The sequence below is a fragment of the Proteus myxofaciens ATCC 19692 genome (genome assembly GCF_001654855.1).
In the GTDB taxonomy this organism is placed as follows: Bacteria; Pseudomonadota; Gammaproteobacteria; order Enterobacterales; family Enterobacteriaceae; genus Proteus; species Proteus myxofaciens.
This window is the reverse complement of record NZ_LXEN01000067.1, coordinates 1-13,130: the sequence shown is the minus strand read 5'-3', so window position 1 is coordinate 13,130 and position 13,130 is coordinate 1. Positions and strand designations below refer to the sequence as shown.

General features: G+C 38.4%; 12 protein-coding genes and 1 pseudogene. 2 read left to right on the top strand and 11 right to left on the bottom strand.

Translation table 11 applies throughout. The annotated features are described in order from the left end of the window. Positions 1 to 195 (top strand): annotated as a pseudogene (locus tag M983_RS17750) (hypothetical protein); the annotation flags it as partial. 28 nt (positions 196 to 223) lie between these two features. Here the strand turns inward: M983_RS17750 and M983_RS07565 are convergent. The 11 genes from M983_RS07565 to greB all read right to left on the bottom strand — a co-directional run bounded on the left by M983_RS07565 (position 224) and on the right by greB (position 10,311). Continuing rightward, entirely contained in the window at positions 224 to 973 is a 750-nt protein-coding gene (locus M983_RS07565; RefSeq protein WP_066749462.1) for an amino acid ABC transporter permease, read from the bottom strand. A gap of 1 nt (position 974) precedes the next feature. After that, a complete protein-coding gene (locus tag M983_RS07560) occupies positions 975 to 1,712 on the bottom strand; it encodes an amino acid ABC transporter permease (RefSeq protein WP_066749460.1) in 738 nt (245 codons plus the stop codon). A gap of 101 nt (positions 1,713 to 1,813) precedes the next feature. After that, the gene (locus tag M983_RS07555; RefSeq protein ID WP_066749458.1) at positions 1,814 to 2,653 is read right to left on the bottom strand and encodes an ABC transporter substrate-binding protein; all 840 of its coding nucleotides are present in this window, start codon (positions 2,651 to 2,653) and stop codon (positions 1,814 to 1,816) included. A gap of 232 nt (positions 2,654 to 2,885) precedes the next feature. Further along, positions 2,886 to 3,623, bottom strand: coding sequence for a phosphate signaling complex protein PhoU (gene phoU / locus M983_RS07550; protein ID WP_066749456.1), 738 nt, complete (start codon positions 3,621 to 3,623; stop codon positions 2,886 to 2,888). Positions 3,624 to 3,637: 14 nt separating this feature from the next. Next, positions 3,638 to 4,414, bottom strand: a complete 777-nt coding sequence (gene pstB / locus M983_RS07545) for a phosphate ABC transporter ATP-binding protein PstB (protein WP_066749454.1) — start codon at positions 4,412 to 4,414, stop codon at positions 3,638 to 3,640. A 30-nt stretch (positions 4,415 to 4,444) separates the two neighbouring features. Continuing rightward, positions 4,445 to 5,362: a phosphate ABC transporter permease PstA gene (pstA, locus tag M983_RS07540; RefSeq protein ID WP_066749450.1), complete on the bottom strand. Its 918-nt coding sequence runs from the start codon at positions 5,360 to 5,362 to the stop codon at positions 4,445 to 4,447. Then, the gene (gene pstC / locus M983_RS07535; protein WP_066749448.1) at positions 5,362 to 6,321 is read right to left on the bottom strand and encodes a phosphate ABC transporter permease PstC; all 960 of its coding nucleotides are present in this window, start codon (positions 6,319 to 6,321) and stop codon (positions 5,362 to 5,364) included. Before pstC ends, pstA begins: the two co-directional genes overlap by 1 nt. A 69-nt stretch (positions 6,322 to 6,390) precedes the next feature. Next, entirely contained in the window at positions 6,391 to 7,431 is a 1,041-nt protein-coding gene (gene pstS, locus M983_RS07530) for a phosphate ABC transporter substrate-binding protein PstS (RefSeq protein ID WP_066749446.1), read from the bottom strand. Between the two features lie 196 nt (positions 7,432 to 7,627). Continuing rightward, positions 7,628 to 8,968: a two-component system sensor histidine kinase EnvZ gene (gene envZ / locus M983_RS07525; RefSeq protein WP_066749444.1), complete on the bottom strand. Its 1,341-nt coding sequence runs from the start codon at positions 8,966 to 8,968 to the stop codon at positions 7,628 to 7,630. Continuing rightward, complete coding sequence (gene ompR / locus M983_RS07520) at positions 8,965 to 9,687, bottom strand: osmolarity response regulator transcription factor OmpR (RefSeq protein WP_066749442.1); 723 nt, start codon at positions 9,685 to 9,687, stop codon at positions 8,965 to 8,967. Before ompR ends, envZ begins: the two co-directional genes overlap by 4 nt. 144 nt (positions 9,688 to 9,831) lie before the next feature. After that, positions 9,832 to 10,311, bottom strand: a complete 480-nt coding sequence (gene greB / locus M983_RS07515; RefSeq protein WP_066749440.1) for a transcription elongation factor GreB — start codon at positions 10,309 to 10,311, stop codon at positions 9,832 to 9,834. 181 nt (positions 10,312 to 10,492) lie between these two features. On the opposite strand from greB, the gene M983_RS07510 reads away from it, so the two are divergent. After that, on the top strand, positions 10,493 to 12,847 hold the full coding sequence (locus M983_RS07510) for a Tex family protein (protein WP_066749438.1): 2,355 nt from the start codon (positions 10,493 to 10,495) through the stop codon (positions 12,845 to 12,847). Positions 12,848 to 13,130 lie beyond the last annotated feature (283 nt).

Below are 13,130 nucleotides of genomic sequence, written 5' to 3'. Positions count from 1 at the left end.
GTGCCAATCAGTGTGGTTTTTATTTGTGTATTATTTTTTTTATTTAATTTTAAAGAGGATTTCTATTTAATTTATCCAGTTAGCCTTATTCCTATTATTTGGATTTATTATCAAGAAAGAAAAGAAAGACTTTCTCAAGATTTTATTCTCGCATTTGATATGGTATTAAGATTAAATGCAATTAAGAGCCTCTGAGATAAAATTTCAGAGGCTTTTTTATCCATTAAATCGTTTTCTCAGTGAGAGATTGTTTTTTAAATGGTAGTAATTTTTGCCATAAAGACCGCGTTTCTTTTTGTATTGAGAAGTGTTTTGCAACACGATTGGCGATAATTTCGAGCGAAAAACACAAAATAAAATAGATAAACGCGACAAATAAAAAGACTTCCATTGGATAAACCATGCTACGGTTGTTAACTTGTGTGGCTAAAAAGGATAGCTCACCAACCCCCACGACATACGCTAAGGATGTATCTTTAATGAGTGATATCCACTGATTAATAAAAGAAGGTACCATCATACGTAATGCTTGTGGTAGAACGATGTGCCACAGCACCTGCCAGCGATTAAATCCTAATGATAAACCTGCTTGCCATTGGCCTTTACCTATTGCCAAAATTCCTGCTTTAACGCCATGAGCAATGTAAGATGAGGTAATTAATGCCAATGCACAGATAACAGTGGTGATTTCAGGTATATCCATACCCAACATGACAGGTAATAGAAAATAGACCCAAAATATCAACATAATGACGGGAATAGCGCGGAAAAATCCCAAAAAGGCTGCGAATAGGTTAACCCAGACACCACGTAACATCGCAAGTGCTATGCCACCTAACGTTCCTAAAATAATTGAGGCAATACCTGCAATTATACTGATAAAAAGCGTCAGCGTAGCGCCACCTAAAGGACCATCGGGATAAGCACCAAATAGCAAATACTGCCAGTTATCAGCAATAACGGTGAAATCCATATTAATATCCCTGTGCTAATTTGCGTTGTTGATGCCATTGACCCCAAGCTTCTATTAACGCGATTGCCGCAATATAAAGCACAGTTGCAACACCAAAGGCTTCAAAGGTACGTAAAGATTCTGTTTCAACTTGTCGTGAAGCATAGGAGAGCTCAGCTACACCAATTGCCATTGTCAGAGATGAATTTTTAATAATATTCATGTATTGACCTAATAACGGCGGTAATGCAATACGAAAAGCTTGTGGCAAAATGACATAACGCATTGATTGCCACTGTGTTAATCCTAGCGCTAAAGAGGCATATTTTTGCCCTTGCCTAACCCCTTGAATACCCGCTCTGAGTTCTTCTGCAATAAAAGGCGCTGAATAGAAGGTTAATCCAATAACACCCGCTAAAAACTCAAAAGAAGGCCAAGTAAGCGTTATTGCTAATAATGATATTTGATGAGGCGTATTTAGCCACATCATGACACTTTGAGGAAGAATTTCACCTGACGCAAAATACCAAAAAAAGAGTTGAACTAATAAAGGCGTATTGCGAAATAGTGAGGTATAGCTCGCCGCTAACCAGCGTATTGGTGCAATATTACTGTCGCGAGCTGCACTAAGAATAAAGCCAAATAGTGTCGCGATGATAATAGTCCAAAACGAGATGAGCAAGGTGATTAAAAAACCATTCCAAAGCCAATTTAAATAATGCGGCTCAAGCAGATAGTGTGAAAGGAATTGCTCAAACATATTATGACCTATGTAGACGCCAAACCCCGCAAAAGCGGGGTAGGCGTTTTAATCAAAATTAATTTTATATATTCATTACCAGCGTGATGATTTCTCAATCATTAAGACTGTGGCGCTTGCTCTGTTAATGGCGCAAATTTGAAGTCCCCACGTGGTTGTGCTGATTTAGTTTCAGGACCAAACCAACGGTTATAAATCGTTTCTGCTTTGCCTTCTTTTTCTAATCTCAATAGCGTGTTGTTAATTTCATTAATTAAGCGTTCCTCGCCTTTGGCTGCGGCAACGGCTTGGTATTCACGTGTGATGCTAAAAGGTGAAATTTCAAAATCAGCTTTTATGGCATCAGGTAAATTCGCGAGTAATCCGACAAGCTTTGCATCATCTTGTGTAATTGCTTGAACATTGCCGTTGCGTAACGCTGCAAATGCTAATGGTGTATCGTCATAAGAGATAACCTTAGTGTCAGGGAAGCGTTCACGTAAGGTGATTTCTTGTACTGTTCCCTTGTCAGCACCAATACGTAATGAATGAATTTGCTCTGGATTTGTTAACACGCCTTTACGTGCAATAAATTTTTGCCCTGTTGCAAAATAAGGAATAGAGAAATCAACTTGTTTAGCGCGCTCATCGGTAATGGTGAAGTTAGCAGCAATTAAATCAATTTTTTTAGAATTAAGAAGTGGAATTCGATTTGCTGGATTCGTTGGACGCAACTCAAGTTTTACACCTAAGTCGTTTGCGATTTCATTAGCGATATCAGCGTCGTATCCTGCTAATTTTTTAGTTTGAGGATCAACAAAACCAAAAGGAGGATTGCTATCAAAAATGGCGATACGTACCACGCCTGCTTTTTTGATGTCATCTAATTTATCTGCTTTTGCAAGGCCTGAAAAAAGAACTGAACCTGCAATTAATGCTGTTGCCAGAACACGTAGTTTCATTGTTATTCATCCCCAAAAAAGAATTATCGTCGTTATATTGACTATCACGCTATCAAGTTGCTCTAAGTTCATAAAATAATAAAAAACAATATATATATTCTTTTAAGGAATAAGGCGATAAATACGGAATGAATACATTGAAGTACAAAGCAAATGCGTATTAAGCAGGGAACAAATGACAACAGAGGCGATAAACCTCTGTTATTGTGATAGAGAAAATGATGTTGGGTATTTATGATGAGGGCAGATTATTATCATTACCTTTTGTTAGCATTTTTTCCACTTGATCACCGCCAATATGACGAAAATCATGTCCTTTAACATAATAGAAAATAAATTCGCAAATATTCTGGCAACGATCGCCAATACGTTCAATTGAGCGAGCACAAAAAAGCGCCGTTAAAACACTAGGAATAGTGCGAGGATCTTCCATCATATATGTCATTAATTGACGTACTATGCCTTCATATTCATTATCAATTTTTGCATCTTCACGATAAATACGTACCGCTTCTTCTAAGTCCATTCTTGCAAAAGCATCAAGAACATCATGAAGCATTTGAATGGCATGTTGGCCAAGTGATTCTAGGCTGACGAGTAATGGCTGATGCTGATGTGAAAATTTCTCAAGTGCTGTTTGGCAAATTTTTTCTGCAACATCACCAATTCGCTCTAATTCTGCAATCGTTTTTGAGATAGCCATAATCAAGCGTAAATCACTAGCAGTAGGTTGGCGTTTGGCAATAATACGTACACAAGCATCATCAATCGCCACTTCCATCATATTGACGTTATGATCGCCCTCAATCACTTCGTTAGCTAAGGCTGAGTCTTGATTGTGCATGGCAGTGACGGCTTTTTTAAGCTGTTCTTCAACTAAGCCACCCATGACCATTAATTCAGTGCGAATATGTTCTAACTCCGCATTAAATTGACCTGAAATATGCTTATTGTGGTTTAAATTATCCATAGTTTGCCTCGTTATCAGCCATAACGCCCAGTAATATAATCTTCAGTTTGCTTTTTCGCAGGACGCGTAAATAGCGTATCGGTATCACTAAATTCTATTAATTCACCTAAATACATAAAGGCAGTGTAATCAGAACAACGCGCAGCTTGTTGCATATTATGCGTTACTATGACGACCGTATATTCTGATTTAAGCTCACTAATTAATTCTTCAATACGTCCTGTTGAGATAGGATCAAGCGCTGAGCAAGGCTCATCAAGAAGTAAAACTTCAGGTCGAATAGCAATACCACGGGCGATACATAAACGTTGTTGCTGACCCCCTGATAAACTGTATCCACTTTGATGAAGCTTATCTTTGGTTTCATTCCATAAAGCAGCTTTAGTTAGCGCCCACTGAACACGCTCATCCATATCAGCACGAGAAAGTTTTTCAAATAAACGTACACCAAATGCGATGTTGTCGTAAATTGACATTGGAAATGGTGTCGGTTTTTGGAAAACCATACCCACTTTGGCACGAAGTAGGGCGATATCTTGTTTGTCTGTCAAAATATTGTTGCCATCTAGCAAAATCTCGCCTTCAGCGTGTTGCTCACCATAAAGTTCATACATTTTATTAAATGTGCGCAATAAGGTTGATTTACCACAGCCTGATGGCCCGATAAATGCGGTTACTTTATTTTTGGCAATATCTAATGAGATATTTTTTAGCGCATGGAATTTACCGTAATAGAAGTTCAGATCACGGACTTGAATTTTGTTTCCTGCGTTATCATTAGCCATAGTCATTAAACGTTCTCTCTTACTTAACTTTCTGCGTTAACCATGTTTGTTTTTAGCAAACAGAACACGTGCAATAATATTGATGAATAGAACACAAAGGGTGATAAGCAGTACACCAGCCCAAGCAAGTTGTTGCCATTCTGAGAAGGGACTCATAGCAAACTTAAAGATAGTGACAGGCAAATTAGCTATCGGTTCGTTTAAGTCTGTGCTCCAGAATTGGTTTGATAGCGAGGTGAAAAGTAATGGCGCAGTTTCACCAGCAATACGTGCAATTGCTAATAAAATCCCTGTAATAATGCCTGATATTGAGGCTTTTAAGGTGATTTTAGATATCATTTTCCATTTTGGCGTACCTAGTGCATAAGCGGCTTCTCGTAAACTATCTGGTACTAATTTCAGCATATTTTCGGTAGTACGAATAACAATCGGAATTTGTAACAGCGCAAGTGCTACAATCCCAGCCCATCCTGAAAAGTGCTGCATTTGAGCAACCACAATGGTGTAGACAAATAAACCCACCACAATAGACGGTGCTGAAAGTAAAATATCGTTAATAAAACGGGTTATCTCAGCAAGCCATGAACGACGACCATATTCAGCAAGGTAAATACCGGCAAGAATACCTAGCGGTGTACCAATAATCGTTGCCCATAAAATGAGTAGTCCACTACCAACAATCGCATTAGCAAGACCACCACCTTCTGTATTTGGTGGAGGTGTCATTTCGGTGAAAAGCGCCAGCGACATGCCATCTACGCCTTTTGTCACTGTAGAAAATAAAATCCATATAAGCCAAAAAAGACCAAATGCCATTGTTGAGACTGAAAGAAAAAGTGCGATGCGGTTTTTTTGTCGACGCCAAAGTTGACGTTTATGACGTATACGCAATTCACTTTCAGTTTGGCGCTGCAATGAAGAATGACCTGCTTTATCTAAAGTGATTTTCGCCATTATCGTGCTCCTTCATTTTTTGATAAACGTAAAATCATCAATTTAGAAATGGCTAAGACAATAAAAGTAATCACAAATAGAATAAGACCTAACTCCATTAATGCCGCAGTATGTAAGCCTGTTTCTGCCTCAGCAAATTCATTGGCTAGTGCAGATGTGATGCTATTACCAGGCATAAAGAGTGAAACAGAATCTAATTGGTAGGTATTACCGATAATAAAGGTAACAGCCATAGTTTCACCTAAGGCACGACCTAAACCTAACATCACACCACCTATGACACCATTACGTGTATAAGGTAATACGATATTCCAGATAACTTCCCATGTTGTACAGCCAATACCGTAGGCTGATTCTTTCATCATGACAGGCGTTTGCTCAAATACATCACGCATTACTGATGCAATATAGGGGATTATCATAATGGCTAAGATAACGCCAGCGGCTAAAATACCGATACCAAAAGCAGGGCCAGAAAATAGCTCACCAACAATAGGAATTGACGAGAGCACGTTACCTACAGGCTCTTGGAAATAGGTAGCAAATAAAGGTGCGAAAACAAATAAGCCCCACATACCATATACAATACTCGGAATAGCCGCTAATAGTTCGATAGCCACGCCTAAAGGGCGTCTTAGCCAGTTAGGAGAAAGCTCTGTTAGAAAAAGGGCAATCCCAAAGCTTACAGGTACGGCTATGATGAGGGCAATAATGGATGTGACAATCGTGCCATATATGGGGACTAAGGCCCCAAATTCTTGTGCTGGTGGATCCCACTCTTTTGTCCATAAAAAAGACAGCCCAAATTTTTGGATACTAGGCCATGAAGCGAAGATAAGTGAAATAATGATGCCCGTTAAAAGCAAAAGCGTAATCAGCGCAGCAAGTCGAACTAGTGCGCTAAAAATAACATCCCCTCGTTTACTAGGGGCCTTTATTACCGTTGTATGCTCGGCCATAAAGCCTCTTTTAATTTAGTACCCCCTGCTTTAACAGGGGGTAAACGTTAACGTAATTCTTTAATGGTATTAATAAAGCGATTTACCATTACTGTCTTTGATTGATGTTTTCCAAGCTGCACGAATTTGTTCTACTACTTCTGTTGGTAGTACCGCGTAATCAAGATTTTTTGCCTCATCAGCGCCTTTTTCATAAGCCCAATTGAAAAAGTTCAGTACTTCTTTGCCTTTCTCTGCATTCTTTTGAGTTGTGTGTACTAAGATGAAGGTCGTTGAAGTAATTGGCCATGCATTATCACCTTTTTGATTGGTTAAATCTTGTGCAAAACTTTTACTCCAATCAATTTCTTTAGCAGCTGCACTAAAGCTATCTGCTGTTGGTGAAATTGCTTGGCCATCAGCGGTCACTAATTTTGTATAAGCGAGATTATTTTGTTTTGCATAAGCATATTCAACATAACCAATTGCACCAGGTACACGTTGAACAAAGGCTGCAATACCATCATTTCCTTTTCCACCTAAGCCTGTAGGCCATTTCACGGTAGAACCTGCACCAACGTCAGTTTTCCAAGCATTATTAACTTTTGATAAATAACTTGTAAAAACAAAAGAGGTTCCTGAACCATCAGCACGACGGATAACAGCAATATTTTGATCAGGTAGTTTCACATTTGGATTGAGTTTTACGATAGCCTCATCATTCCATTTTTGAATTTTACCAAGATAGATATTACCAATGGTTTCGCCATCTAGTGTTAATTCACCTGATTTAATCCCAGGAATGTTGACCGCCATAACAACCCCCCCTATGACGGTAGGAAATTGAAATAAGCCATCAGCATTTAATTTGTCATCAGCTAAAGGTGCATCAGAAGCACCGAAATCAACCGTATTAGCAATTATCTGTTTTACACCACCAGAAGAGCCAATACCTTGATAGTTAATTTTGTTACCTGTTTCTTTTTGATAGGAATCTGCCCATTTTGCATAAACGGGAGCAGGGAACGTTGCGCCAGCACCAGTCAGCGAGGTCGTTGCCTGAGCAGTAAGAGCGGTCATTGAAAACGCAGCGGCAATGACACTAGTCAGGGTGGTACGCATTAGTTTCATAATCCCTCCTGTGGGATAGGTAGAATAACGTTTCAATATCTATCAACTTCGGTTACGGCATGCACAGACAATAGGTCAGTTAGATGACAATTAAATGTCTTAAATGTGACAGTTTTATGACAAAGTCAAAAATAGCAAAAAGAGGAGTATAAATAATGAGAAGAAAAGAAGGAGGGTGTAAAAATAAAAATGAGGATTATGCATCCTCATCTTCACGCTCTGTTAATGGGAAATTCGCTCTAATAAGAAGCCCTCCCCTTATGCTGTCACCTAGCTCAACATAACCACCATGCGCATCCATAATGCGTCGAATAATAGAAAGACCTAATCCCGCGCCTGTTGAACTTCTTGCTTGATCACCTTGTACAAAAGGTTGGAAAAGATGCTGTCTATCCTCAACAGGAATACCAGGGCCATCATCTTCAACTTGGAACCAAGCATATTCTTCATTTTGCCCACTAGAGACACATATCCAGCCATGACCATAACGTGTTGCGTTCACAATCATATTGGCTAATGCACGCTTAACTGCAATAGGATTAGCCGTTATATGAATGACATCAGAAGAGAGGTGAATTTCACTAATTTGGTTAGAATTTGATTCAGCATTAATCACTTCTTTTAGCAACATATTCATGTCGCAAAGTTCTAGCGTTATCTCTTTTCCTGTTCTCATATAATCTAAGAATTGGCCAATAATTGCATCACAGTCTTCAATGTCTTTATTGATTGATTCCGCAAGATAGTTATCTTCAGGGTTCATCATTTCAGTGGCAAGGCGAATACGAGTTAATGGCGTACGTAAGTCATGGCTCACACCTGCCATCACTAAGGTTCTATCATTATCTAATGAACGAATACCTGCTGACATTTGATTAAAGGCTCGAATAATAGAACGCATTTCTGTTGAGCCAGATTCTGTAATTGGGGGTGGAATAACACCTTTACCAATACGACGAGCAGCAGACTCTAATTCATTCAGATGGCGATTTTGAAATCGATTATAGAGCCAGATAAAAGAAGCGAATATAATGATAAAAATAATGGATTGGCGATAAACAGGCAGTAGGAAGTTTTGCCCTAACTCAGTAAGAGGTACGCGTATCCATAATTCAGGGGAAATATGTGTATTAACCCATAAAACAGGGTATTCCAAGGTACTTTCTATCCAAATTTCTGTTTTACCATCAAGGTAGTCAGACATTTGATTACTTAAATCAACACTTTCTTTTGCCCAATATAGTCCTTTTTGTAATGCAGCAGATTTATCATAAAATGATATACCCAGTTCATTATAAATTTTATTACGCAAAGCGGGTGAAATTTTAAGTGGTGTACCATCGACTAAAACCAGTTCTTCAGGTATGAAAGTACGTATTTCATAAGCAAGAACTTTATTAAACTGCTGTAGGCTTGGTTCAACAATAAGATGTTGCACAATAAGATAACTGGCTATCAAGCTAAAAAAGAGTAGCGAGATAACCAGAAATAGTGATCGTGTTAGTTTATTGCGAGGTGAAAGCCTAAGCCTTCTCATTGCGCGCTAGAACCATCAGGAACGAAGACATAGCCTAAACCCCAAACCGTTTGAATATAACGTGGGTGAGTCGGATCTTCTTCTATCATGCGACGCAAACGTGAAATTTGTACGTCAATGGAGCGTTCCATCGCACTGTATTCACGGCCACGAGCAAGGCTCATCAATTTGTCGCGTGAAAGTGGTTCACGAGGATGAGACACTAACACTTTAAGTACAGCGAATTCTCCACTTGTTAGAGGCATATGCTCTTCTTCATGGAACATTTCACGTGTACCTAAATTTAGCTTGAACTTACCAAACGAGATAATGGCATTATCTTGTGAAGGAGCACCAGGCAGTTCATTAGCTTGACGACGAAGCACAGCACGAATACGAGCTAAGAGTTCTCTTGGATTAAATGGTTTTGAAATATAATCATCAGCACCAATTTCTAACCCAACTATTCTATCTACTTCTTCACCTTTTGCTGTCACCATAATAATCGGAATGGGATTATTTTGGCTTCTTAAACGACGACAAATAGATAAACCATCTTCACCAGGAAGCATGAGATCAAGCACGATAAGATGAATAGATTCTCGAGTGAGTAAACGATCCATTTGATCAGAGTTGGCTGCTGTCCGTATTTGAAAACCTTGCTCCGTTAAATAGCGCTCCAATAATGAGCGTAATCGTAAATCATCATCTACGATAAGCACTTTATAACTTTCTTGCATTTTTAAGCTCCCGAAGTGCTAATGCTTTATTTAGAATTCTATCATTGATAAGAATATTAAACCAAAATAGAATATTAAATATATATAATTTATATTTAAAACTTATTTTCATTGGAGTTTAAGAAAATTGCACTCATTATTTTCTTATTCTAAGTAATATTTAATAGATAATATGCAATAAGTCACTTCTCCACCTGGTGTTTTTACATTGATTTCGTCATCAACTTGCTTGCCTATTAATGCTCTGGCAACAGGGGAATCAATCGAGATCCATTGTTTTGCAGGATCAAATTCATCAGAACCTACTAAGCGGAATGTCCTTATATTTTCATCTTCATCTTCAAGTGTTACCCATGCACCAAAGTACACTTTACCCTCTTGCCTAGGGTCTGGGTCAACGATTTTTAATTCATCAAGGCGTTTTGATAAAAAACGAACACGTCTGTCTATTTCGCGTAAGCGTTTTTTTCCATAAATGTATTCAGCATTTTCTGAACGATCACCTTGAGCTGCGGCTTCTGAAACAGATTGTGTGACACGTGGTCGTTCTTCTTTCCAAAGATATTTAAGCTCTTTATCTAAGGCATACCAGCCATCACGAGTAATATAGTTGCTTTTTGCCATTACAAGTAAAAATTATCATTAACAGTGAATTTCATAAAGATACTATAGCTGGAATAACAAAAGAATCTGTTATTTTCCTCATAATTGTCGCCTTCTATAAGCAATTAAGCCGAATTTTTTAGTCATCTGTGTGTATAATAGCCATCTTTTTTAACAGCACCTCTCGGTAGGTAAATATATTATGAATGAATCATTAAGCCGAATAATTGCTCAAGAACTTTCTGTTAAGCCTCAGCAAGTTCTTTCGGCCATTACGTTACTGGATGAAGGGAATACGGTGCCATTTGTGGCCCGTTACCGAAAAGAGGTAACGGGTGGGTTAGATGATACGCAATTGCGTCAGCTAGAAACCCGCCTGAGTTACTTGAGAGAACTGAATGATCGTCGAGAAACGATTTTAAAATCAATTGAAGAGCAAGGAAAACTCACTGATGAGTTACGCTCCTCAATTAATGAAACGCAAAGTAAAACTGAACTTGAAGATCTTTATCTCCCTTATAAGCCAAAACGCCGTACTCGTGGGCAAATAGCCATTGAAAATGGGTTAGAACCACTGGCAGATTTATTATGGAATGAGCCTCAACATAACCCTGAAGAGGTCGCTACTTCTTATATCGATATTGATAAAGGTGTTAGTGATATCAAAGCGGCTCTTGATGGCGCTCGTTATATATTAATGGAGCGTTTTGCAGAAGATGCAGGGTTATTAGCTAAAGTTCGTCAATATTTATGGAAAAATGCACATCTTGTATCTAAAGTGATAGATAAAAAAGAAGCAGAAGGCGCTAAATTTAGTGATTATTTCGATAGTCATGAGCCTATTGCAACAGTGCCTTCTCACCGTGCTTTAGCCATGTTTCGCGGTCGTAATGAAGGTATTTTACAGCTTTCACTCAATCCTGATCCGCAATTTGAAGAAGCGCCAAAAGAGAGTTATGGCGAACAGCTTATCACTGAATATTTAGATTTAAGATTAAATAATCAACCTGCGGATAGTTGGCGTAAAGCAGTGGTGAGTTGGACTTGGCGTATTAAAGTATTAATGCACCTTGAAACGGAACTCATGGGACAATTACGTGAAAAAGCAGAGCAAGAGGCGATTGATGTTTTTGCTCGTAATTTAAATGACTTATTAATGGCAGCACCTGCGGGAATGAGAGCAACAATGGGGCTCGATCCTGGGTTACGTACTGGTGTTAAAGTTGCTGTTGTTGATAACACAGGTAAATTGATTGCCACTGATACTATTTACCCGCACACGGGGCAAACTGATAAAGCAGCGGCAAGTGTTGCTGCGCTTTGTATCAAACATAATGTTGAATTAGTTGCGATAGGAAATGGTACGGCATCACGTGAAACAGAACGCTTTTTTGCAGAAACGGTAAAACGCTATCCTGATATAAAAGCACAAAAAGTGATTGTCAGTGAAGCTGGGGCTTCTGTCTATTCAGCATCCGAATTAGCTGCAAATGAGTTCCCTGATTTAGATGTTTCTATTCGTGGTGCTGTTTCTATTGCCCGTCGTTTACAAGATCCGTTAGCAGAATTAGTTAAAATTGATCCAAAATCTATCGGTGTAGGCCAATATCAACATGATGTCAGTCAAACACTGTTAGCGAAAAAGCTTGATGCGGTTGTTGAAGATTGCGTGAATGGTGTAGGTGTTGACTTAAATACGGCGTCAGCGCCATTATTGACGCGAGTAGCTGGTTTAAGTCAATCTATCGCTCAAAATATTATCACTTGGCGTGATGAGAATGGTCAATTTATAGATAGAAAACAACTCTTAAAAGTCGCTCGTCTAGGACCTAAAGCCTTTGAGCAATGCGCAGGTTTCTTACGTATTCAAGGTGGTAAAAATCCATTAGATGCGTCAACAGTTCACCCAGAAGCCTACCCAGTTGTTGAAACTATCTTACAATCAACACACCAAAAACTGGGTGATTTAATGGGTAACAGCACATTACTTTCACACGTTAATGCAAGAGATTTTATTACTGATCAATTCGGTTTACCAACCATCAATGACATCCTAAAAGAGCTTGCAAAACCAGGTCGTGATCCTCGTCCTGAGTTTAAAACAGCAACCTTTGCTGATGGTGTTGAAACCATGAATGACTTAGTCAGTGGTATGATCCTTGAAGGCACTGTCACTAATGTAACTAATTTTGGTGCATTTGTAGATATTGGTGTGCATCAAGATGGTTTAGTGCATATCTCTTCTTTAGCTGATAAGTTTGTTGAAGATCCATACACTGTGGTGAAAACAGGTGATATTGTTAAGGTTAAAGTGTTAGATGTTGATTTAGCGCGTAAACGTATTGCATTAACTATGCGTTTAGACGAAGTCGCGGGTGATAGTGATAGCAAACGTCCATCCTCTTCAAAAGAGAATTCAGGTCAGCATCAAAGAATGCCAAAACCAGCAAGAAACAATCGCCAATCAAATGGCGCCGGTCGAAATAATACTGGAAATAGCGCGGGTAATAGTGCAATGAGTGATGCATTAGCTGCCGCATTTGGTAAGAAGCGTTAATGATATATATTTGTTCATTAATACATCAAACTGATTAATGTATTTCGACGTAGAGTAGTAGCAATTATTACTCTACGTTTTTATATATAAAAATGTTATGCCTATTTGGTATAAACAATAAAGGAAGAAAGCTAAATAATAAAAAAATAATAGTTAACTTATTATTTTTCAAAAAGTTAGTTTTTATCTGACTTAAGTCATATAAATAAAATAATAACTAAATAGAATTCTCTATTTGTATTAGATTAAATTTTTCTTAATTTTAAATAGTATTCTTTATTTC

What these genes read in the sequence shown, in the direction of transcription:
- pstA (WP_066749450.1), bottom strand. Translation starts at nt 5,362, where the DNA reads ATGGCGAAAATCACTTTAGATAAAGCAGGTCATTCTTCATTGCAGCGC.
- ompR (WP_066749442.1), bottom strand. Translation starts at nt 9,687, where the DNA reads ATGCAAGAAAGTTATAAAGTGCTTATCGTAGATGATGATTTACGATTA.
- pstB (WP_066749454.1), bottom strand. Translation starts at nt 4,414, where the DNA reads ATGACTATGGCTAATGATAACGCAGGAAACAAAATTCAAGTCCGTGAT.
- pstS (WP_066749446.1), bottom strand. Translation starts at nt 7,431, where the DNA reads ATGAAACTAATGCGTACCACCCTGACTAGTGTCATTGCCGCTGCGTTT.
- M983_RS07565 (WP_066749462.1), bottom strand. Translation starts at nt 973, where the DNA reads ATGGATTTCACCGTTATTGCTGATAACTGGCAGTATTTGCTATTTGGT.
- pstC (WP_066749448.1), bottom strand. Translation starts at nt 6,321, where the DNA reads ATGGCCGAGCATACAACGGTAATAAAGGCCCCTAGTAAACGAGGGGAT.
- envZ (WP_066749444.1), bottom strand. Translation starts at nt 8,968, where the DNA reads ATGAGAAGGCTTAGGCTTTCACCTCGCAATAAACTAACACGATCACTA.
- phoU (WP_066749456.1), bottom strand. Translation starts at nt 3,623, where the DNA reads ATGGATAATTTAAACCACAATAAGCATATTTCAGGTCAATTTAATGCG.
- greB (WP_066749440.1), bottom strand. Translation starts at nt 10,311, where the DNA reads ATGGCAAAAAGCAACTATATTACTCGTGATGGCTGGTATGCCTTAGAT.
- M983_RS07555 (WP_066749458.1), bottom strand. Translation starts at nt 2,653, where the DNA reads ATGAAACTACGTGTTCTGGCAACAGCATTAATTGCAGGTTCAGTTCTT.
- M983_RS07560 (WP_066749460.1), bottom strand. Translation starts at nt 1,712, where the DNA reads ATGTTTGAGCAATTCCTTTCACACTATCTGCTTGAGCCGCATTATTTA.
- M983_RS07510 (WP_066749438.1), top strand. Translation starts at nt 10,493, where the DNA reads ATGAATGAATCATTAAGCCGAATAATTGCTCAAGAACTTTCTGTTAAG.